The organism is Nocardia sp. NPDC051030 (assembly GCF_040683015.1).
Taxonomy (GTDB): Bacteria; Actinomycetota; Actinomycetes; order Mycobacteriales; family Mycobacteriaceae; genus Nocardia.
In genome coordinates this window covers 91,221-112,289 of the sequence record NZ_JBFBCD010000002.1, presented here as the reverse complement: position 1 = coordinate 112,289, position 21,069 = coordinate 91,221, and the positions used below count along the sequence as shown (strand labels likewise).

Below are 21,069 nucleotides of genomic sequence, written 5' to 3'. Positions count from 1 at the left end.
AACCCCCTTCGCAGAGCCCGGCACCCGGTCAGGTGCCGGGCTCTGCGCCGTCGGTCGCCGAAACATGTTGGTACGCCCATACCATTTACATGGTACGTTCATACCACCAAAGCGGAAGGGGAGATCATGCCGAAGCTCGGACGGTTCACCAGCGATGCGGCGAAGGGCAAATATCTGCGCGCCTATGACGCTATGGCGGCGGAGTGGCCGGTGGCGTCGAGGGATATCGATGTCGAAACTTCGTTCGGGACAACGCGAGTGCGGAAGTCGGGGGACGGGGACGGCGCGCCGCTACTGCTGATGCCGGGGATCGGCGGGAGTTGCCTGTTCTGGCATGCGGTCATCGAGGAGTTGGGGCGCGATCGGGTGGTGTACACGCCCGATGTGATGGGGTGGCAGGGGCGCTGTGAGCAGACCGCGCCCATTCGCGATGAGGGTGATATCGCCGCGTGGGTGGACGAGGTGATCGCCGGGCTCGGGGTGGATCGTGTTCATCTGGCGGGGTATTCGCTGGGTGCGTGGCTGGCGGCCGTGGCCGCTGCCTATCGGCCCGAGCGGGTGGCGAGTCTCAGTCTGCTGGAGCCGGCACCGGCTACATTCACGAGGCCGAAGTGGAGTCTGCTGTTCAAGTTCATGGTCGCCGGGGCGCGACCAACCCGGGCGAAGATGGAGAAATTGAATGCGTGGCTGAGTCCGCGCATCGAGCTCAGCGAGCTGGAGTGGGAAATCCTGCTGGCTGGGTTCAAGTTCCGGCCGGGGATGCCCTGGGCGCGGCCGCTCACCGATGAACGGCTGGCGGGCATCACCATGCCGGTGATGGTGCTGTTCGGGAGCGAGACGGTCGTGCATGATCCCGAGGTGGTGGCGGAGCGGGTGCGGGGAGTGATTCCGTCCGCGGATATCGAGATCTATCCCGGTGCGGGACATGATCTGCTGTGGGCGATTCCGGAGCGGGTGATTCCGCGTTGGCTGGAGTTTGCTGGAACGCACGATCGGGTTCGCGCCTGAATTGGGGTAATTGATGGAATTGGGAGCCCGAGTATTGGGGTGGGGCTCCCAATCTATTTGTCGCTTTTGTGTATTCGTTGGTCGCTGGGTCAGCGGGGGTCGAAGTGGCCGTTCATGAGGGCGGCGGTGAAGCGGTCCCATTCGGCCGGGGCGAATACCAGGGCCGGGCCGGTGGGGTTCTTGCTGTCGCGGACGCCCACTCCGCCGGGGAGGAAGGCGATTTCCACACACTCCTTGGCGCCGGTGCTGCGGGCGCTCTTGAACCACCTGACGCCGGGTTCGACGTTCACGTCGCGTACTCCTTCGCTGCCTTCCGCAAGAGGTCTCTGCTGGTGGTCTCGTCCAGCGCGGATTGCTGGATCGATTGGTACGCCTGGTGATACCGGTCGACCGCGGCCTGCTTCTCCAGGTAGAGGTCGCCGAGAAAATTCTCCAGGTACACCACGGTGGGTTCGACCGGTCGGTTTCCGCTGTCCCGGCCGAATTCCATAATTACGAACGGTCCGACGGTATGCCCGATCGGGACGCCCGCGGAGAAGGGTAGTACACGAACAGCAATCGTTGGAAGTGTCGACATGTCGGCAACGCGCCGGAGTTGCGCGGACATAATCCGAGGACTTCCGACAATGCGCCGTAGTGCGGTTTCATGCACCACGACATCGAAAGTGGCCGGACTGCGGCGACGGGTGAGCAGGGACTGCCTGCGCATTTTCAGCTGTACCCGGCGGTCGAGTTGGTCGGGTGCAGCATCCGGCCAGTAATCACTGATCAGCACCCTTGCGTACTCCGGGGTCTGGAGTAGACCGGGGATCAGATCGGGCTGATAGGAGATGAGTGCGCGCGCCGAGGCTTCCAGCCCCACATACACGTTGAAGCCTTCGGGCAGCAGATCATCGTATTCATGCCACCAGGACTTGACACTCGCCTGAGTCGCGAGACCTACCAGCGCGGCGGTGAACTCATCATCGAAGTCGTAGATGCGACACAGTTCCCGGATGTCCAGAACGCGAATCTTCTCGGCGTTACCGGTTTCCAGCCGTTGCAGTTTCGACTCGCTCCACTCCATCAGGCCGGCCGCCTCGGCGATCGTCATATTGCATTGCATCCGGCCTTCTCTGAGATATCGACCCAGTTGGCGGCGCGGCAACGTGGAACCATGATCGGACATCGAATGCTCCCCCGCGAAGGCGTTTTTCGGTCACTGTGAACGATGCTCCCATGCGGAATGAATGCCGACCTGGGGGTTTCGGAAAGTTTTCCGAGTACGCGGAGTGTCGATTGTCGGTTCGCGCCAACGGTGCTGGACTTGAGGCGCGCCCGGTGAGAGCCGGAGCCCTGAACTCTCTGGACCCACTCGTCCCCGAGCCGGGCGCACCCACCTGCATCGATGTCGCCGCCACCGGCGTGCCTTGCCGCGGCAGACAATCTGAGCACTCGCAATAGATCTCGCACCAAGCAAGCGCATACCGTCGTGCGTGCGCCGGAACCCGGATACCCTTGCCTAAGGCCCGGCGCGATGCGCGCCGCATGCCCTGCGCCAGCGCCGGACCGCGAACCGTAGGTCCCCTGCGCAGCTCCCGGTGGAAACCATGATGTATCTCTTCGACTGCACCATCGACCCCGGCAACCTGTCTCTCCCGCAGGCTCATCAAGTCATGCAGATCCACAAGTGCTGCACCGTCGACAACTGCCTCGTACGCCGCCGCGCCCGCCAGGTCCTCGTCGACAAGGGCCAAATGGTCCTGGGCCAACGCGCCGCACCCTGACCCCCTACCCGGCCACCGTCACCGCCACCAGCGCCACCAACAACACCAGAGCCACCACCGCCAACCCCAACACCACCAACGCCGTCACCTGCGAAGCCTCCGTCTTCCCCCGCCCGATAACCTGCTGCGACGGAACCACATTCACCCCCCTCGACTCCGGCGGCACCCGCCGCGCCCGATGCCGCGCCCCCACGCCGCCACCCGCCGATACTCCCGGATACGCACCCACATCCACCCCACTCCCGATCACGATCCGCACCTCCCCCGAATCCTCTTCCCCCGCACTGTCATCCCCGGTGGACGGTTCCCGATCCTCTGTTCCAGCCGTGCCCCTCTCCGGCGAATCCGCCATACCGGACACCCGCTCACGCCCGGCCACCTCAACCCCGGCCTTTCCCGAGGCAGGCACGAAAGCCCCCGTGACAGGATGCCGCGCAACCTCTGCCCCGTCTCGCGCAACGCCCTTCCCGAACGCCCTCCGCCTCTCACCACGAACCTCCACGGCCCGCGCCTCGAGATGATTCCCGGACGCCGAGAGCCCTTCCCCCTTCGCCACTCCCGCACTGCCTTCGATCGGAGCCTCGGTCGGCCGCGCCCCCGAACTCAGCGATTGCGCCGAGACAACGCTCGGACCACTTCCGGCTCCGGCAGCACTGTCCCCTTCCGAGGGATGATCAGGTTGCGGTGCGCCCTTCGCTTCGAGGGCTGAGCCGCTCGCAGCGCTGCCCGATCCTGCGGCGGCCGACTGGGCGTCAGGGTTCGAGGGCCGCGACGGAATGCCTTGCTGCGGTTGATCGTCTGGCCGCGGCGCGCGAGGTGCAGGGGGCGTCACCGGCGTGGCGGAGTGTGTGACCGGCTCTTCCGAGGGCGCACTGATGGCTTCCGGGGTCGCGGGCCGCGGGAGGAGGTCCGTTCGCTGCTCAGGTGAGTCTTCCTGCGGCGGGACGGGGATTGCGGGTTGGGGGAGGAGATCTGTTCGCTGTTCGGACGGATCTTCCTGCGGGGGTGCCTGAGTCGCTGGGTATGCGGGTTGCGGCGGGGCGGGCTGGACGGAAGCGCCCGGGGGTGTGGGTTGGGGAGCCGGTGCGGCCGGGTGGGGTGTGGCGGGGGGCTGTGCCGGGTAGCCCTGGGGGACTTGGTAGCCGGGGGCCGGGTAGGGCTGTTGGGGTGGCGCGGCCGGATAGGGCTGTGGCGGTTGCGGCGCGGCGGGATAGGCCGGAGGTACGGCGGGGTAGGCGGGAGGCTGGGCGTAGCCGGGCGGGGCGGCCGGGTAGGCCGGGGGTGCCGCGGGGCGCGGACCGGCGGGATTGGCGGGATTGGCGTAGGTCGGAGCCGGACCCATTTGCGTTGGGGCGGCCGAGATTTGGGTGGGCGGGGCGGTGAGGGCCCGGCGGGCGGCCTTGGCGAAATCGGTGCAGGAGGGGAAGCGGTCGATGGCGCGTTTGGCCATGGCCTTGGTGAGGACGGCGTCCATGGCCTGGGTGAGGCCCGGGCGGCGCAGGCTCACGGGTGGGGGCAGGAGTTGGAGATGTCCTCGAATGAGTTCGGAGGGGTCCGGTGAGTCGTAGGGGCCCATGCCGATCAGGAGCCAGTAGAGGGCGCAGGCCAGGGAGTATTGGTCGGTGGCGTGATCGAGGGGTGCGCCGGTCATCTGTTCGGGGGAAGCATAGGCGAGGGTGGCGGTGAACATGCCCGCTTGGGTCAGGTGCGTGGAGTCCTCGCGCAGGCGCGCGATGCCGAAGTCGGTGAGGAACACGCGTTCTCCGTGCCCGGCGACGGCGCGCGCCAGAATAATGTTGGCGGGCTTCACATCCCGGTGCAGCACACCACGACTGTGCGCGTAATCCAGTGCGGCGGCGACACCTTCGATGATCTGCACGGCCCGCTCCGGCGGCAGCGTGACCACATTGACGCTGGCGGCATCCACCCCGTCGACATACTGCATGGAGATCCACAGCTTGTCGTCTTCCGCGCCCCGGTCGTACACCTCGACGATATTGGGATGATCGAGCTGCGCCACCAGATCGGCCTCGCGTTCGAAGCGAGCCCGAATCTCCCTGTCCGCGTACAGTTCCCGATTCAGCAGCTTCAAGGCCGTCAGCTTGCCCAGGCGCGGGTGTCGGGCCAGATAGACCGATCCCATCCCGCCCTGTCCGAGCAGCCGTTCGATGAAGAATCCGGCGAACACGTCACCGCTGTTCAACAAAGTTACGACCCCCTTCCGGTGACGTAAGTCCGTGAGCGTCTCTGATCAGCTTAGTGAGCCCGGGCCGGATGGAGTGTCCGGCAACGGGATCTCCCATCGTGGACGAGTGGCGTGGGCGTGGAGGTGGAATCCCGCGCCCAGCGCTGCCCCGCGTGCTCGGTGCCGGTGCGATGAGGTGCTGATCGTGCTCACGTCCTGGTGCCGGTCGGCCGCGCGAGGCAGCCGGGCCGGGCCCGTGGGGGCGTGTCCCTCCGGACGCTGACCCATCGCGCCCGAAGGCCCAATGGGGGAGGGTGCCCTGCGTCGCCTGGGCGCCGGGCGTGTGGGTCGCGGCCGGGTCGGACCGGACTTGGACCGATCCTCCCGACAGATTGGTGGTGCGGTGGCGGTGAGGACCGCCGAAGCCTCGAGAGTGTCGATCACGGTGCGGATGACCAGGTTCCCGCTGGGTTGTTCAGTGACGGTCTTGTATTGGTGGGTCAGCCCGCGTGCGGCGATACGCTGCCAAGCACCGGTGTCGCGGTCGCCCTGCCACCCGCATCGGGAGTCGGGGCAGCTCGCCCACTTCCAGCCCGAGGTGGTGGGCCGATCAGGCGCCTTGCGGTGCCGCAACGGGGACAAGCACCCTGGGCAGTGCCGAGAAGTGTTGCGCGGCGGGACGATCACCACCGCGATCCCCACCTCGGCAGCCAGATGCCGCATCCGGTCGGTGAGCTGCCCGCGGACCTGTTGAGACAGGCGCGTATTCAGAGTGCGGCCCATTCCTTTGGCTTCCAGCGACCGCAGGTCTTCGACAAAGATGACCGTCGCCCCGGCCGTGATGGCCTGATCGACCGCCCACCGCGCCGCCGAGGTCGCCAGGGCATCGTTGAGATGGGAGCGGCGCGCCGACACTGCCGAGCGCTCGACAGCCAGGACGGTGTGTTTCGCGGTCAAGGGGTGATCGGCGGACTCACCGATCAGGCGCTGATAGTGGTCGGTCTTGGCGTGTAAACACTCCGACAGCCGGCGCAGCCGATGGGCTTTGGCCAGCACCCCACCGGCCCGGAACTGGGCGCCCGCCCCGAGTGCAGTGAGCCGCCCGTCATCGTGGCGGCGGACCGCGCCCGCACTGAGCAGCGTGTTCAACCCCCAGTCGATGGCCAAGGCGACCGTATGGCCGGTGCGCCGAGTTTGCGGGACGGGGTGGGTATAGGCGAGATCGGCGCGGACTACTCCCATGTGTAGGCGCAACGTCGGCAGGTGCAAGACCGCGTCCGCAGGGATGGTGGGCGGCAAGGAGATTCGGGCCGACACCCACGTCCAGTCCCGGTAGGAGCGGGGATCGGGACGAGTGGGTAGCTGCAGGCGCAGCAACGCCCGGACGGGGGTGTCGCCGCGTTCGATGGTGGCTTGCTGGCGGTCGCAGGCGGCCAGCAGCAATATTCGTGCGGTGCGCGGTGGAGCCTCGGCCTCGAAAATATCGGCAGGTAACCGGCCTTGCTTGTCGGCGAAGGCGACAAGGTGCCGGGTCCGGGCGGTGATCACGTTCCCTGGCAGGTGCTGCCCGCCCGGGATCACAGCTCGGACAGCATCCCATTGATCGGGTGTGCGTTTGCCTGGGTCCGTGGGCCAGGTCAAGAGTATCCCGGCGGCTAGGTCGGCCCGCCATTTCGCGGCCCGCAGGGTGCGCCCGGCCTGTTCCTGCGCCATCCTCACGATGCGGTCATTGACCACCACGGCTTCGGGTACGGTTACGCTCCAGCCCAAGCGCCGCAGCGCCATCCACGCACGCGAAGGCAGGCACACACCGCTCGCATCCCGGCCGCAGGCCAGCGCATCCACATCAGAACTGTTCCAGTGCGTGGCAACCAGACTCGCGGCCATCCCGGCCACCAGATCCGCAGCCCACCCGGCACGCTCAGCCAACACCCTGGCAGTGAGGACCTCGCCGGACGTCTCGTCCACCGCGGTGCGCAACACCACAGGTGCAGAGGCGGTCCGGGCGGTCTCACCCTGCGCGAGGGGCAGTTTCGGGATCACCCGGCCTCACCCCGCAGCCACCCTGCCCAGATGCCTCCGGCGGTCGCTGACACGCGCCCGCTGCAACGGTCCGCGACCGATGAGAAACACCGCTCCCGACCCACCACTATCATCGAATCCTTCCCTCACCCCAACTCCGTAGCGACACACCATAACCGGATTGCGACGGATCTCCAGCGAAAACGAATCGCCACCCGCTGCCCACTCCTCGGGCAGGTCAGCCGGGCGTCACCAGACCGCTTTCATACGCCAGTACGACGGCCTGTGCGCGGTCGCGCAGATTCAGTTTGGCGAAGACTTTGGAGACATGCGTCTTCACGGTCTGTTCGGCCACGAAAAGGGATTCGGCGATCTCGGCATTGGACATGCCGCGCGCCACCAGTTCCAGCACTTCGCGTTCGCGCGGGGTGAGCGCGGACAGCGCGGGCGCGGGTGCACGCCGATTGCGGCGCTTGGTCACGTCGGCGATGAGCCGCCGCGTCACGGTGGGCGCGAGTAGTGCGTCACCGGCGGCGACCACGCGCACCGCGCGCACCAATTCCTCGGCGGGCGCGTCCTTGAGCAGGAACCCGCTGGCCCCGATGCCGAGCGCCTCGTACACATAGTCGTCGATATCGAAGGTGGTGAGCATGAGCACCCGCACCGGCGGATCGAACCCGGCCGACAGGATGGCCCGTGCGGCATCGAGCCCGTTCATCTCGGGCATGCGCACATCCATGAGCACCACGTCGGGGCGGAGCCGTTTCGCCTCCGCCACACCGGCTTTCCCGTCCGGCGCATCACCGATCACGCTGATGTCCGGTTGCGCGGCAAGCAGCGCCCCGAAGCCGGCCCGCACCATCGCCTGGTCATCGACGATCAACACCGTTATCGCCACTGTCGCACCTCACGCACCCAACCGAGTTTGCCAGAAGGCGCACCCGACCGGCCGCCCCGCCGCGACTTCGCACCCGACACGCGGCAAACTCCGCCCGCACCTGCGCTCATCCACAACATCCGGACATAAGCCGGAGGGAATCCGATACGGGGCGGGAGTGCGGGCCTGAGCGCCATGGTCGGCGGCCAGGCACGGATCAGAGGGGCCTGAGGGCCATCGCAGGCCGCCCGGCGGTGACGGGCGAGGCGATCAGGTCGCCGGGTTCAGCTCCGAGGTGGTGGCCCCCGCCGCGAACGCCGGGGTCAGCGGCAGCTCGGCGTGTACTTCGAACCCGCCGTCGGGTCGCGGACCCGCGGTGAGGGTGCCGCCGACCGCGGTGGCGCGGGACTGCATGCCGCCGATGCCGCTGCCCGGTGTGCCGAAGTGATCGACGTGACCGGCACCGACCGGTCGGTCGTTGGTAATGGTCAGGGTGAGACCGACACCATGCACGATCCGCACCCACACCGGTGCGCCCGCGGCATGCCGGGAGGCATTGGCCAGCGACTCCTGCACGATCCGGTACATGGCCAGCCCGGTCGTATCCGGAATGGTGTCCAGTCCGCCGTCGATGGTCCAGGTGATCGGCACCCCGGCCCGGCGCGCACCCTCCAGCAGCTCCGGCACATCGGCCGCGCAGGGCTGCGGCGCATGCTCGGGCAACTGCCCGTCACTGCGCAAAACCCCCAGCAGGCCCCGGATTTCATTGAGCGCGGCCCGCGCCCCCGTCCCGATCGATTCGAACTCCGCGCGCGCATCGGCGGACAGCCCGTCGATGCGGTACGGCGCGGTCTGCGCCTGCACCACCACCATCGACATGTGATGCGCCACCACATCGTGCAGATCGCGGGCGATGCGCGCCTTCTCCTCCAGAATCGCGCGCCGAGCCCGCTCCAGCTCGGTCTCCTCCGACTGCTTGAGCAGCGCCTGCCGCGATACCGCCAGCCACCGCACCAGCAGCCCGAACACCACCAGCCCGGTGATCGCGATCGGCCACCCCAATCCCGCCTCGGCGAAACTGTCCCCGGTCTGCGCCATGGTGGTGGCCATGAGCAGCGAGGTCGACAGCCACGCCACACCCACGATCCGCATGGGCGACCGCACCGCCACGGCGAACACCAGCGCGAACAACGCCAAGATGTGCACCACCTGGAAGGGCAGCGTATTGCCCGGCTGATGCGGCATCACCAGGGCGATCAGCAGCGCCGACCCGGCCGAAACCGCCCAGCCCAACGCCGGATTCACCCGCATGAGCAGGATCGGGAAGGCCGCGAATCCGGCAATGAACGGCTGGGCCGCCGCCGGAACCTGATGAGTGAGGTGCAGGGTCGGCCACGCCACCGCCATGAATACGACCGCGACCAACACCGTGAACGCGTCGAACCACAACCGTCCGCGCTTAGGGCGCACCAACGCCACCGACTTACCGTCCATGACCACGACGTTAGAGAACCCGCCCCGCTCCCACGTCATACCCACGGGTGATCTCCGCCCCCATACCCCGGTACCGACCACCCACCCCGCTCCCCCACCCCGCCCATCCGGGAACGGCCCCCCAGCGTGAGGACCGGATACCGCTCCGATTCATACCGTCATCGTCCATGAGAGCGTTCCCGTCTTCCCCCGGTCACACGCCCCACCCCACCCCCGGGGACGAGCGGGTGCACGCCGTGCACCGCGTCGGCTTGCTGGCCACCGCGGCCGCCTTGATCTTCTCCGTGGCGGTGGTGTTCTCGCCCGCCGGTGCGACCGCCGCCACCGCGTCGATCGCGCCCGAGAATGCGAGTGCCCGCTTCGCGATACTGGAATCGGCTGCCGCTCAACCGGATCCGTCGGCCATCCCCGCGGACTTCGCGGCAGAGGCCGGATATCGCCCCGTCATGGAGGACGGACTGCTGGTCAATCCGGGCGGCGACTGCTCCTCACCGATCTCCCTCCCGCGCGAGTTCACTCTCGCCTGCAAGGCCCACGACTTCGGCTACGACCTGCTCCGTTACGCCGATAAGCATGGTCAGCCGCTCGGGCCCTGGGCCCGCCAGACCGTCGATGCCGCCCTGGAGCAGCGCATGCACGAGTCCTGCAGCACCCGCCCCGATGCCCTGGCGCGGGTCCAATGCCAGGTCATGGCGAGCATCGCCACCACGGCCGTGGACCTCAACTCCATTCGTCAGGACTATGGCGTCCCCGTCTACGAGCCCTTCTTCGACTCCTCCGACGACTCCTCCTCTCCCAGCACCCGAATCCTCGAATCTCTCGGCCTCGCAGGCCTGGCCGCCGCCTTCGCCGCCGCCGCGATCGTTTTCCGCCGCCGCCGCGCCCGCCGCGCGCAGCTCACCCAGGAGGTCCAGCGATGACGAACACCGTACGACCGGTCCAGGCGCGCGACCTCCCCCTGAAGGTCCGTGAACACGACGGTGTTCGGACCCGGAACGATGACGCTCAGCGGCGAGGTCGGCGGCGGTTGGGCTTGCGCGCTGGAACGTCCGGGATTTCCGCGCCGCGGGTCGGCACGACGATGGCCGTTGTGCTCGGGGTGTGCGCTTCGCTGGCACCGGGGTTGTTGCCGCGGACTCCTTCGGCGCAGGCAATGGTGACTGCGCTGTTGGTTTTGGTTGGATTGGGGCTGACGGGTATCGGCCGGTTTGTGCTGCGACGCACGAGGTTCGGGGGCGGTGATCGGCTGGCGCGGTGGCGGTGGCCGGTTGCCGGGGTCGGGGGGTTCGGGGTTGTCTGCACCATGGTGCAGGCGGGGCATTGGCAGAACCGGTTGCGGGATGCCATGGGGGTGGGGTCCATCGGGGCTGCGTATTGGGTGCACTGGGCGCTGGTGTCGGCATTGATCGTGGGGATCGTGGTGGGCATCTGCCGGGGAGTGCGTTGGGCGGGAAGACGATTGGGGAAGCTTCGGAGTGCGGCATTGGTGGCCGCGCTGGGGGTGGGAGCGCAGTTCGTGATGGTTCCCACGGTGGTGGAGTGGCGGCGGGCGGCATATGCGTCGGCCGACGCGTTCCTGGATCCGGCTCTGGTGCAGCCGGTTTCGCCGACCCGGTCGGGGAGTCCGGGGTCGATGGCGGGCTGGACGTCGCTGGGGGCGCAGGGGCGGCGGTTCGTGGCGGGAACTCCGGAGCACACGGTACGGGTGTACGTGGGATTGCATTCCGCACCGGATTTGGATGCGCGGGTGGCCCTCGCAGTGCGGGAGTTGGAGCGGACGGGCGGGTTCGAGCGGAAGAATCTGGTGGTCACGGTGCCGACCGGGTCCGGATGGATCGACAGCGATGCCGCCAAGGGCCTGGACAAGCGGTTCGGCGGGGATGTGTCGCTGGTGGGATTGCAGTACTCCGACGCGCCCAGCTGGGTGACCTTCATGTTCGGCCGGGCCGCGGCGGAGGAGTCGGCGCGGGCACTGTTCACCGCTGTGGAGCAACGGATTTCGACCATGGCGAATCCGCCGAAGCTCTACGTCTATGGGCAGAGCCTGGGCGCGCTGGGCGGCAGCGCCATCTTCGCCGATGACGCCGACGAGGACCGCCGCACCTGCGCCACCCTATGGGCAGGCCCGCCCGCAGGCGACGTCCACCATGCCGGTGCGACCGTGCTCGCCAATTCCTCCGACCCGGTGGTGCACTGGTCGCCGGAATTGCTGTGGCGGCCCGCCGATCTCACCGGCACCCGCCCGGATGCCCCCGTCCCGCAGTGGCTCCCGGTGCTCAGCTTCCTGCAAACCAGCGCCGACCTACTGGCCGCGCTGAACGCCCCCGCCGGTCACGGCCACCGCTATGGCATGGACCAGGGCACAGCACTCGGAAGCTGCTGAGCGAGAACGGAACGCGGCAGCTCAGCTCGGATACCGCTCCAACCATTCCTCGGTCGGCGCTCCGGAGGCGTCGGCGGGCGGGTTGGGTCCGAATTCCAGGCAGAAGTCCTCGGCCAGGCTCGCGATGACCGCTCCTGCGTCCAGAGGTCGACGCCACTGAGCGGGGATGGCGTCCACTCCCAGCCGGGCTCCGAGCAGCGCACCGCAGATCGCCCCGGTGGAGTCACTGTCCCCGGAGTGATTGACCGACAACAGCACCCCATTGCGGAAGATCTGTTCCGGCGTACCCCCGGCCGATTCCGCGCACAGCGCCGCACTGACCGCGATGGCCAATGCCTCCGGCCCGATCAGCCCGGTGCCGAGCGATTCCAGTGTCTCCGCCTGGATCGTCGGATTCCCCTGCTTCGCAGCGCCTTCCGCGATCCGGATGGCCGCATTGAGCGCCCGGGACGTCTCCTCGTGATCCTTCTGCCGGGACAACAGAGCCCTCGCCTGCTCCAGCGCGGTCCCCAGATCCAGCCCGCGCGAAAGCCCGAACACCATGGCCGCGACGGTTCCGGCGGGCAGCCACCCACTCGGATTCCCATGCGTGAGCGCCGCAGCGTCACAACCCAATTCGAACGCGTCGTCGATCGACTTCCGGAACCCACAAGGCGCGGCCCGAACCACGGCCGCGCATCCCTTGGAGTCATTGATCGGCTTGGTCCGGGTCCCCACCGGCGTTCTGGGCTTCTGCCGCGTGGCCACCAGCTGCATGGCGGCCGCGGTCGCCTGCGTCGGCCCCCGGTAGCTCATCAGCTCAGGATGTTCGGTCAGCCCGCTGCGCAGCGGATACGGCTGCTCGGGAATCGGCGAGGAGGAAATCCCCTGTCCCCGTAGCCAGATCAGCAGATTCTCCTGGATCATCCCCAGTGTCGCGCCCTTGATCCCCTCCGCCCGCGCTCGCACCGAGCCGCGGATCAGCGCCTCGACGGTGAACAGCGTCAGCTGCGTCTCATCGGAGATCCGGCCCTTGTACGTCTCCAGCCCGCCGGTCACACCGCGAGCCCCGTACCGCTGCTGAATGTTTCGCAGCAGCATGGTCTCCACCGGCGCGCCCAGCGCATCCCCGACCGCCCCGCCGAGCAGGCAACCGTGCACGATGTCCTGCTGGGACAGTACGGTTTTCGCCGGTTCGACCGGGACCGGCGGCGGTGGGGGTAGTGGTGGCGGGACGGCAATCGCCGGTGTGGTGAGCGCTTCCCTTGCCGCAGCAGCGAATTCGCTGCATGAGGCGAACCGCTCCAGCGGATTCTTGGCCAGCCCTCGATCCAGCACCTTGTTCAATGCCCGCGGCAGATCCGGCCGCAGCGAGTTCACCGCGGGCGGCGGGGATTGGATATGCCCGAGCATGACCGTCGCGATATTGCCCGCGTCGAACGGCCCGCGCCCCGTCAACAGCCGGAACAGCGTGCACGCCAGCGAATACTGATCCGAGTGGTGGTCCAGCGTCGCGGCGGTCAACTGCTCCGGTGAGGCATAGGCCAGTGTCGCGTTCAGGGTCCCGGTCCGGGTGAGCTGACTGTTCTCCGCCAGCACCCGCGCGATCCCGAAGTCGCTCAGCAGCGCCCGCTCGGTGAATCCGACCGCCCCCGCCTCGGTCAGCAGAATATTGGCGGGCTTCACATCCCGATGCAGCACGCCCCGCCCGTGCGCGTAATCCAGCGCCGCCGCGGTCTGCACAATGATCTGCACCGCCCGCTCCGGCGCAACCGATTCCAGCGAGGCGCAGTCCACCCCGTCCACGAATTGCATGGCGATCCACAATTGCTCGCCCTCGGCCCCGCGGTCGTAGACGCTGATGATGTTCGGATGATCGAGCTGCGCCACCACATCGGCCTCGCGCTCGAATCGCAGCCGAGTTTCCCGCTCGCCGAACATCTCCGGATGCAGCAGCTTCAGGGCGGTCAGCTTGGGTAGTCGAGGATGCCGCGCGGCGTACACCGAACCCATTCCGCCGCGGCCGACTTCGCGCTCGATCGTATAGCCCGCGAAGACCTCGCCGCGTCGCAACATTTCCCCGATACCCTCCACCACTACGAACAGGGTGCAGCCTACCGGGCGAGCCGAGCCCGCCGCAGTGCTTGCCGATACGAACGGTCTCCTACGCCGGGATTGCGGCCAAAATGCAACGCGCCCCTCCCACTACCCGGCGAAGCGGGCGGTGAAAGGGGTGCGGGAGCTCGTATTTCAGGCGATCGGACCGCGCGCGGCCTCGTATGCCGCGCCGACCCGGTACAGCCGGTCGTCGGCCAGGGCCGGAGCCATGATCTGCAAACCGACCGGCATGCCGTCATCGGCGCTGAGCCCGGACGGCACCGACATGCCGCAGTGCCCGGCCAGGTTGGTGGGCAGCGTGCACAGGTCGGACAGGTACATGGCGAGCGGGTCATTGACCTTCTCGCCGATCTTCCACGCGGTGAACGGGCTGGTCGGCGAGACCAGCACATCGACCGACTCGTAGGCCTTGTCGAAGTCCTGCGCGATCATGGTGCGGACCTTGAGCGCCTGACCGTAGTAGGCGTCGTAGTATCCGGCCGACAGCGCGTAGGTGCCGATCATGATGCGGCGCTTGACCTCCGGACCGAACCCGGCCTCACGGGTCAGGGCCATCACCTGGTCGGCCGAATGCGTGCCGTCGTCGCCGACCCGCATGCCGTATCGCATGGCATCGAAGCGCGCCAGGTTGGACGACACCTCGGACGGCAGGATCAGGTAGTACGCGGGCAGCGCGTATTCGAAGTTCGGGCAGGACACCTCGACAACCTCGGCACCGAGCTCCTTGAGCTGCGTGACCGCGGCGTCGAAGGAGTTGATGACACCCGGCTGGTAGCTGTCCGAGTGCAGCTCCTTGACCACGCCGACCTTGACCCCGCGCAGATCACCATTGGCACCCTGACGCGCGGCCTCGACCACGGGCGGCACCGGCACATTGCGCGAGGTGGAGTCGCGCGGGTCGTACCCGGCGATCACCTCGTGCAGCAGCGCGGTATCGAGCACGGTACGACCACACGGCCCACCCTGATCCAGCGACGACGCACAAGCCACCAGGCCGTAGCGCGAGACCGTGCCGTAGGTGGGCTTGGTGCCGACCGTCGCGGTGACGGCGGCGGGCTGGCGAATGGAACCGCCGGTATCCGTACCGATCGCGAGCGGTGCCTGATACGACGCGAGCGCGGCGGCCGAGCCACCGCCCGAGCCACCCGGAATCCGGTCCTTGTCCCACGGGTTGCGGGTCGGCCCGTACGCCGAGTTCTCGGTGGAAGACCCCATGGCGAACTCGTCCATATTGGTCTTGCCGAGAATCGGGATACCGGCCTCGCGCAGGCGAGTGGTGAGCGTCGCGTCGTACGGCGGCACCCAGCCCTCGAGGATCTTCGACCCGCAGGTGGTGGGCATATCCGTGGTGGTGAAAACGTCCTTGAGCGCCAAGGGAACACCCGCCAGCGGCGAGGCGACCGTGCCCGCGGCGACCTGGCGATCCACCTCGGCGGCGGTGACGAGAGCCTGCTCACCGGCGACGTGCAGGAAGGCGTTGATCTCCCCGTCGACCTCGGCGATGCGCTGAATGTGCGCCTCGGTCACCTCGACCGAGGAGACCTCACGCGCATGGATCTTGCCCGCGAGTTCCGCCGCGGACAGCTTCGTCAGGTCGGTCATGCGCCTTCTCCCAGAATCTGCGGAACCAGGAACCGCTGCTCTTCGGCCGCAGGCGCGCCGGACAGCGCTTGCTCCGGAGTCAGGCACTGCTGCACCACATCCGGGCGCGTCACATTGGTCGCCGGATTCGGGGACGCGGTGGCGGGGACATCATCTCCGGCGGCGACCTCGGAAATCTGCGCCACATGGGTCAGGATGGAATCCAGCTGACCGGCGTAGAGATCGAGTTCGTCATCGGTCAAGGCAAGCCGGGACAACCGGGCGAGATGAGCGACCTCGTCCCTCGAGATGGCGGGCACCGCAGGACCCCTTTCGGCGTGGTTCGAGCGTGAGATTCGGTAGAGGACAGCCTAGCGAGTCGCGGCGGGCCGCCCGTCACAGGTGTGGCCGGGACGGGTTACCGTCGATAGGTAACCCGTGGGTAAGTGGCCCACATCACTGCGGACGCTTCGATTCGATAACCGGGTCTCGAGGGTGTAAGTATTGCGGGACTCGGGTATACGTCCGAAAGTTTCGGTCGCACAACAAAGAAAGGAAGGCACGTGTCATACCTGCTTCGCGTGCAACTTCCGGATCGCCCAGGGAGTCTAGGTTCACTGGCCCTCGCGCTGGGTTCCGTCGGCGCCGACATCCTCTCGCTCGACGTGGTCGAGCGTGGTGACGGCTTCGCGATCGACGACATCGTGGTGGAGGTCGCGCCCGGCGCGCTCCCGGACACGTTGATCACCGCCGCCGAATCCCTGCACGATGTGCAGGTCGATTCGCTGCGGCCATACTCCGGCATGCTCGACACCCATCGTGAACTCGAGCTCATCGACCAGGTCGCCAATGCGCGCGACGACCGGCTGCAAGTGCTCGTCGACGGCTGCCCGCGGGTACTGCGCGTCGGCTGGAGCACGGTGATCGATATGGGCCCGTCGGGCGCGTTCCGCGTCGTCGGCTCGCAGAGCGCACCGTCGACCCAGGCGGGTTCCGCGCCGTGGATGCCGCTGGAGAAGCCCGCGGTCCTGGACGGCGAATCCGACTGGGTGCCGCAGCTGTGGAAGGACATGGACACCAAGCTGGCCGCCGCACCGCTGGGTAATACCGGCAAGGCGCTGCTGCTCGGGCGTCCGGGCGGACCCGATTTCCGCCCGTCGGAGGTCGCTCGACTGGGGTATCTCGCGGGGATAATCGCCACTGTTCTGGGCTGATTCGCCTACTTGCCGCGCGCCGGTGTGACTTGTTCACATCGGCGCGTTTTGCTGTGGATTCGATGTGAGCTTTGCCCGCAACTACGGTCCAACTCCGTAGATCATCTACTATTTAGATACGTAGATAGCGAGCGGAGAGGCAACGGAGCCCCATGCAGCATTTCCACCGATCATCATCGAATTCCCGTGGCCGACGACTGGCCATCACCGTGGCCCAACTGGTCGGCGCCACTGCGGCAGCCACCATCGCGGCCGGACCGGCAGCCGCGGAATCCCTTTCGCGCGGAGAAGGTTCCACGGGGCGGCCCGGAGCATCCAGCCCGAACTCCCCGACCACGAATTCCACGGGTCCGAATTACACCGGCCCGAATTCCACCGGCGGCTTCTCCAACCTCGACCCCACCGGCGCGCACCACACGGACCCGTTCGGCTACCACCACACCGATACGAATCCACTCATGCAGAACGAGCACACGAACAACCTGCGCGACTCCCGCACTCCGCAGCAGCAACCCGCGCCGCGCACCGCGGGCGACGGCGGCTCCCCCGCCAGTTGGACACCGATCGACAGTTCCGACGGCACCGGCTGGGCAGTCTGCCGCCCCCAAGCCTCCTGGTGCTGACCGCGAGATGAACCCGACCGCGAGATCGAGGAGTAGTCGATGACCACCATGACCATGCCCGCACCCCGCAACGACGACACACAGCGCAACAGGCGTCCCCGCAGCGACGACTCGCAGCGCATCGAGCGTCCCCGCACCCGCTTACGCCGTGCCGCCGTCACCCCGATCGCGGTCGCCGCACTGACCGCGGCCGGACTGCCGTTCGGCGCGGGAATCGCGGAGGCCGAGGAACGCAAGACCCGACCGAGCATCGAATGCCTCTGGGCGGGTGCGGCTTACGCACCGGGCACCACCGTCGTCGCGGGCGGAACCGAGTTCCGCTGCGGCACCGACAAGGTCGCGCCGCACTGGTTCCGGGGAGCGGCGACCGACCGCCCGAGCACTGTGCCCAATCCGGGTGCGCGCGCCGCCCCCGCCAGCCAATTCAGCTCGGGCGCAAGACAACCCGGTACCAGCTACAACGACTACTGCGTCGGCGCCCAGCTCATCCCCGGCACCGACGACGTCTACCAGGTCGTCCGGCTCCCCGAGGGCGGTCTTATGTGGAAGGCCGCAACCCCGATCTCCCAGTGGTCCTTCGACTCCGTCCCGCCCGAACCGACCTGGCGCACACCGAGTCTGTGCATCGACGGCAATCTGACATAGGGCAATTCTGGCGAGGACGGTCTCCTCGTCGACGAGACCAAAGCGCATGACCGTCAGCGGCCCGGTCTCCTAGTCGACGAGCCCAAGGCGCATGACCGTCAGCGGCTTACCCGCCATGGTCTTCCAATCCCGTTCGGGGACATGAACAAAGCCCATGCGCTCATACATGCGGCGCGCATCGGCCATGCCCTGCATGGTGGTCAACACCACCGAGCCGAACCCCTCCGCACGAGCGGTCTCGATCACCCGACGCACCAGCGCGGACCCCACCCCCAGCCCACGCGCCGCCTTCGACACCGCCAGCATCCGAAATTCCAACTCCCCCGCCCGCGCAATATCCGCGAACGGCGTCCCCGGCCGAGCCACCGTCACCGACCCCACCACCGAACCCTCGTGCACGGCAACCAGAATCTCCGCCGCATCCGCCCGGGTCGACGTATCGGCAAGCTCAGCCACATAAGGGCTGTCCCCATCCACATACCCCTCCCCCACATAAACCTCGACAGTCAGCGCCCCGATAGCCGCAAACTCCCCCTCCACCGCATCCCGAATCTCCACCGCACTCGCACCCATCACCTGTACTCCATCCGTATCACCTGTCCCCCACCACATTTGGACAATTGCTCACCATGCACTGGCTGGGGCATCGGCCGAGAAGAGCCCTCAGCCAGTGCATGTTGATCTTTAAGACTCTGCTTTGGGTGGGCCGTCCCCGAGGAGGCGCTTGAAGCCTGCCTCATCCAGGATGGGGACGCCCAGTTCCTCGGCCTTGGCGGCCTTGGAACCCGGGGACTCGCCGACGACGACATACGCGGTCTTCTTGGAGACAGACGCGGCAGCCTTGCCGCCTCGGATCAGGATGGCTTCCTTGGCGCCATCGCGGCTGAAGTCCACCAGGGAGCCGGTCACCACGATGGACAGGCCCTCCAGATTGCGTTCGATGGACTCGTCCCGCTCGTCCGCCATGCGCACACCGGTGGCGCGCCACTTGTCCACGATGTCGAGGTGCCACTGCACCGTGAACCATTCCTTCAGCGCGACGGCGATGGTCGGGCCGACACCGTCGACCGCGGCCAATTCCTCGTCGGAGACTTCCTGAATCCGATCCATGCTGCCGAGCGCGGACGCCAAAGACCGTGCGGCCGTGGGGCCCACGTGCCGGATGGACAGGGCCACCAGAACTCGCCATAGCGGCCGATCCTTGGCGGCATCCAGATTCTGAAGCAGCCGTTTGCCATTCGCCGAGAGCGTGCCGTTCTTATTGGTGAACAGCGTGGTGGTGAGCAGGGCCTCCTCGTCGAGGGAGAACAGGTCGCCTTCGTCTGCGATGGCTCCGGACTTGAGCAGGTCGATGGCGGCCTCATAGCCGAGCGCCTCGATATCGAATGCGCCGCGACCGGCCACGTGGAATACCCGCTCCCGCAACTGTGCCGGGCAGTACTGCTGATTCGGGCAGCGGATATCGGCGTCGCCCTCCTTGGCGGGGGCGAGTTCGGTGCCGCATTCGGGGCAGTGGGTGGGCATGACGAATTCGCGTTCGTCGCCGGTGCGCGCGTCCACCACCGGGCCGAGAACCTCGGGGATCACGTCACCTGCCTTGCGAATGGTGACGGTGTCGCCGATGAGTACGCCCTTGCGCACCACCTCGGACGCATTGTGCAGGGTCGCCATGGAGACCGTGGAACCCGCGACGGTGACCGGGGCCATGACCGCGAACGGCGTAACCCGGCCGGTGCGACCGACATTCACCTGAATGTCGAGGAGCTTGGTGGTGGCCTCCTCCGGCGGGTACTTGTAGGCGATGGCCCAGCGCGGTGCGCGGGAGGTCGCACCCAGGCGGCGCTGCAAGGCGAAATCGTCGACCTTGATGACCTGGCCGTCGATCTCATGCTCGATATCGTGCCGATGCTCGCCCCAGTAGGCGATGCGATCCAGCACGGCGTCCACGCCCTGCACGCGCACCGTATGCACGGAAACCGGCAGCCCCCACGCGGCGAGCGCGCGGTACGCCTCATACTGCGATTCGGCGGAGAAGCCCTCGGAGCGGCCGAAGCCGTGGCAGATCATGCGCAGCCGACGCCGCGCGGTCACCGCCGGATCCTTCTGCCGCAGCGACCCGGCCGCGGTATTGCGCGGATTCGCGTACGGCGCTTTACCTTCCGCGACAATGGCGGCATTGAGATTCTCGAAGTCGGCGAGGGTCATGAACGCCTCGCCGCGGACCTCGAGCAGCTTCGGAATCGGGAATTCGTCGGTGGCGGTGAGCTCGTGCGGAATGTCCTCGATGGTGCGCGCATTGAGGGTGACGTCCTCCCCCGTGCGCCCATCCCCGCGAGTCGCCCCGCGCACCAGCTTCCCGTCCTCATACACGAGATTCAGCGCGACGCCGTCGATCTTCACCTCGCACACATAGTGCGTAGCCGCCCCGGTCTCCCCCTCAATGCGGTCGATCCAGCCCCGCATCTCCTCGGCATTGAACACATTGTCGAGCGAGTACATCCGCTCCAGATGATCCACCGGCGCGAACTCGGTGGTGAACCCCCCGCCCACCACCTGAGTAGGCGAATCCGGCGTGCGTAGATCCGGATGCGCCTCCTCCAGCGCTACCAGCCGCTGAAACAGCTCGTCGAACTCCCCATCGGTGACGATCGGTGCGTCCCGGACGTAATACCGGAACTGATGATCCCGCACCTCCTCGGCCAGCCGCTGCCACTCGACCCGCTCATCCCCGGTCGCCGCGCGCTCGCCCTCGCCCGCCGAGTTGATCCCGCTTCCCGATTCACTCACACAAGCACCATATCGGAGCCCACCGACACCGAGCCGCGACATTCCCGCACGTCGCACCCCATATCCCACACAAATCCCAACCGGTCTCCCCAATCCCCAAGAGAGCGGGATTCCGCCCTCCCGCCACCACCCCCGCTCCTTGATCTTGGTCGTGACATCGCCCGGCCGACTCCCGATGGCGAGGGAGCTCTGGTGGCGAGATTTCGACGCTTTCTCTGCCACCAGAGCTCCCTGATCTTGAACCGTGGCACCGCAATCGGCATCCTCATTCCGAAGGTGCCTCGGTGGCAAAAATCCGGCACTTCGGACGCCCAACTAGCGTCCGGGCGGTGAGGGAGCTCTGGTGGCGGGGATTCGTCGCTTTTCACGCCACCAGAGCTCCCTGAT

At 67.4% G+C, this 21,069-nt stretch carries 18 protein-coding genes; 7 read left to right on the top strand and 11 right to left on the bottom strand.

Annotated elements, in window-relative coordinates:
* Positions 1-126: 126 nt before the first annotated feature.
* Positions 127-1,008 (top strand): alpha/beta fold hydrolase, encoded by an 882-nt coding sequence (locus tag AB0N05_RS05005; RefSeq protein WP_364687727.1) that lies wholly within the window; start codon positions 127-129, stop codon positions 1,006-1,008.
* Between the two features lie 89 nt (positions 1,009-1,097).
* On the opposite strand, the gene AB0N05_RS05000 is transcribed toward AB0N05_RS05005, so the two are convergent.
* Entirely contained in the window at positions 1,098-1,298 is a 201-nt protein-coding gene (locus tag AB0N05_RS05000; protein ID WP_364687725.1) for a DUF397 domain-containing protein, read from the bottom strand.
* Positions 1,295-2,176, bottom strand: a complete 882-nt coding sequence (locus AB0N05_RS04995; RefSeq protein ID WP_364687723.1) for a helix-turn-helix transcriptional regulator — start codon at positions 2,174-2,176, stop codon at positions 1,295-1,297. Before AB0N05_RS04995 ends, AB0N05_RS05000 begins: the two co-directional genes overlap by 4 nt.
* Before the next feature lie 421 nt (positions 2,177-2,597).
* Between AB0N05_RS04995 and AB0N05_RS04990 the strand changes: the two genes are divergently transcribed.
* Entirely contained in the window at positions 2,598-2,774 is a 177-nt protein-coding gene (locus AB0N05_RS04990; protein ID WP_364687721.1) for a hypothetical protein, read from the top strand.
* A gap of 4 nt (positions 2,775-2,778) precedes the next feature.
* Here AB0N05_RS04990 and AB0N05_RS04985 read toward each other — a convergent pair whose 3' ends face one another.
* The 4 genes from AB0N05_RS04985 to AB0N05_RS04970 form a co-directional block, all read right to left on the bottom strand.
* Positions 2,779-4,977, bottom strand: coding sequence for a serine/threonine-protein kinase (locus AB0N05_RS04985; protein WP_364687718.1), 2,199 nt, complete (start codon positions 4,975-4,977; stop codon positions 2,779-2,781).
* Positions 4,978-5,025: 48 nt separating this feature from the next.
* Positions 5,026-7,002 (bottom strand): zinc ribbon domain-containing protein, encoded by a 1,977-nt coding sequence (locus tag AB0N05_RS04980; protein ID WP_364687716.1) that lies wholly within the window; start codon positions 7,000-7,002, stop codon positions 5,026-5,028.
* A 217-nt stretch (positions 7,003-7,219) separates the two neighbouring features.
* Positions 7,220-7,879, bottom strand: a complete 660-nt coding sequence (locus AB0N05_RS04975) for a response regulator transcription factor (RefSeq protein WP_364687714.1) — start codon at positions 7,877-7,879, stop codon at positions 7,220-7,222.
* Between the two features lie 249 nt (positions 7,880-8,128).
* A complete protein-coding gene (locus AB0N05_RS04970) occupies positions 8,129-9,352 on the bottom strand; it encodes a histidine kinase (protein WP_364687712.1) in 1,224 nt (407 codons plus the stop codon).
* Between the two features lie 167 nt (positions 9,353-9,519).
* On the opposite strand from AB0N05_RS04970, the gene AB0N05_RS04965 reads away from it, so the two are divergent.
* Together AB0N05_RS04965 and AB0N05_RS04960 are read left to right on the top strand one after the other, a co-directional pair.
* Entirely contained in the window at positions 9,520-10,272 is a 753-nt protein-coding gene (locus AB0N05_RS04965) for a hypothetical protein (RefSeq protein ID WP_364687710.1), read from the top strand.
* A 161-nt stretch (positions 10,273-10,433) separates the two neighbouring features.
* Positions 10,434-11,735, top strand: a complete 1,302-nt coding sequence (locus tag AB0N05_RS04960; RefSeq protein ID WP_364689491.1) for an alpha/beta-hydrolase family protein — start codon at positions 10,434-10,436, stop codon at positions 11,733-11,735.
* 21 nt (positions 11,736-11,756) lie between these two features.
* Here AB0N05_RS04960 and AB0N05_RS04955 read toward each other — a convergent pair whose 3' ends face one another.
* The 3 genes from AB0N05_RS04955 to gatC all read right to left on the bottom strand — a co-directional run bounded on the left by AB0N05_RS04955 (position 11,757) and on the right by gatC (position 15,733).
* The gene (locus AB0N05_RS04955; protein ID WP_364689488.1) at positions 11,757-13,790 is read right to left on the bottom strand and encodes an ADP-ribosylglycohydrolase family protein; all 2,034 of its coding nucleotides are present in this window, start codon (positions 13,788-13,790) and stop codon (positions 11,757-11,759) included.
* A gap of 174 nt (positions 13,791-13,964) precedes the next feature.
* Positions 13,965-15,434 (bottom strand): Asp-tRNA(Asn)/Glu-tRNA(Gln) amidotransferase subunit GatA, encoded by a 1,470-nt coding sequence (gatA, locus tag AB0N05_RS04950; protein ID WP_364687708.1) that lies wholly within the window; start codon positions 15,432-15,434, stop codon positions 13,965-13,967.
* Positions 15,431-15,733 (bottom strand): Asp-tRNA(Asn)/Glu-tRNA(Gln) amidotransferase subunit GatC, encoded by a 303-nt coding sequence (gene gatC, locus AB0N05_RS04945; protein WP_364687706.1) that lies wholly within the window; start codon positions 15,731-15,733, stop codon positions 15,431-15,433. Before gatC ends, gatA begins: the two co-directional genes overlap by 4 nt.
* A gap of 243 nt (positions 15,734-15,976) precedes the next feature.
* Between gatC and AB0N05_RS04940 the strand changes: the two genes are divergently transcribed.
* The 3 genes from AB0N05_RS04940 (at position 15,977) to AB0N05_RS04930 (ending at position 17,895) form a co-directional block, all read left to right on the top strand.
* Entirely contained in the window at positions 15,977-16,627 is a 651-nt protein-coding gene (locus AB0N05_RS04940) for an amino acid-binding protein (protein WP_364687704.1), read from the top strand.
* A gap of 152 nt (positions 16,628-16,779) precedes the next feature.
* The gene (locus tag AB0N05_RS04935) at positions 16,780-17,250 is read left to right on the top strand and encodes a hypothetical protein (protein ID WP_364687702.1); all 471 of its coding nucleotides are present in this window, start codon (positions 16,780-16,782) and stop codon (positions 17,248-17,250) included.
* Between the two features lie 39 nt (positions 17,251-17,289).
* Positions 17,290-17,895, top strand: coding sequence for a hypothetical protein (locus tag AB0N05_RS04930; RefSeq protein WP_364687700.1), 606 nt, complete (start codon positions 17,290-17,292; stop codon positions 17,893-17,895).
* Positions 17,896-17,964: 69 nt separating this feature from the next.
* Here AB0N05_RS04930 and AB0N05_RS04925 read toward each other — a convergent pair whose 3' ends face one another.
* Both AB0N05_RS04925 and ligA read right to left on the bottom strand, forming a co-directional pair.
* Positions 17,965-18,468, bottom strand: coding sequence for a GNAT family N-acetyltransferase (locus tag AB0N05_RS04925; protein ID WP_364687698.1), 504 nt, complete (start codon positions 18,466-18,468; stop codon positions 17,965-17,967).
* A 111-nt stretch (positions 18,469-18,579) separates the two neighbouring features.
* Positions 18,580-20,682, bottom strand: a complete 2,103-nt coding sequence (gene ligA / locus AB0N05_RS04920; protein WP_364687696.1) for an NAD-dependent DNA ligase LigA — start codon at positions 20,680-20,682, stop codon at positions 18,580-18,582.
* Between the last annotated feature and the right edge of the window lie 387 nt (positions 20,683-21,069).

Bases quoted from the DNA above. Each gene is read 5' to 3' on its own strand.
- AB0N05_RS04960 (WP_364689491.1), top strand. From the start codon at position 10,434: ATGGCCGTTGTGCTCGGGGTGTGCGCTTCGCTGGCACCGGGGTTGTTG.
- AB0N05_RS04995 (WP_364687723.1), bottom strand. From the start codon at position 2,176: ATGTCCGATCATGGTTCCACGTTGCCGCGCCGCCAACTGGGTCGATAT.
- gatA (WP_364687708.1), bottom strand. From the start codon at position 15,434: ATGACCGACCTGACGAAGCTGTCCGCGGCGGAACTCGCGGGCAAGATC.
- AB0N05_RS04970 (WP_364687712.1), bottom strand. From the start codon at position 9,352: ATGGACGGTAAGTCGGTGGCGTTGGTGCGCCCTAAGCGCGGACGGTTG.
- AB0N05_RS04955 (WP_364689488.1), bottom strand. From the start codon at position 13,790: ATGTTGCGACGCGGCGAGGTCTTCGCGGGCTATACGATCGAGCGCGAA.
- AB0N05_RS04990 (WP_364687721.1), top strand. From the start codon at position 2,598: ATGATGTATCTCTTCGACTGCACCATCGACCCCGGCAACCTGTCTCTC.
- AB0N05_RS05005 (WP_364687727.1), top strand. From the start codon at position 127: ATGCCGAAGCTCGGACGGTTCACCAGCGATGCGGCGAAGGGCAAATAT.
- AB0N05_RS04965 (WP_364687710.1), top strand. From the start codon at position 9,520: ATGAGAGCGTTCCCGTCTTCCCCCGGTCACACGCCCCACCCCACCCCC.
- AB0N05_RS04930 (WP_364687700.1), top strand. From the start codon at position 17,290: ATGACCACCATGACCATGCCCGCACCCCGCAACGACGACACACAGCGC.
- AB0N05_RS04935 (WP_364687702.1), top strand. From the start codon at position 16,780: ATGCAGCATTTCCACCGATCATCATCGAATTCCCGTGGCCGACGACTG.
- AB0N05_RS04925 (WP_364687698.1), bottom strand. From the start codon at position 18,468: ATGGGTGCGAGTGCGGTGGAGATTCGGGATGCGGTGGAGGGGGAGTTT.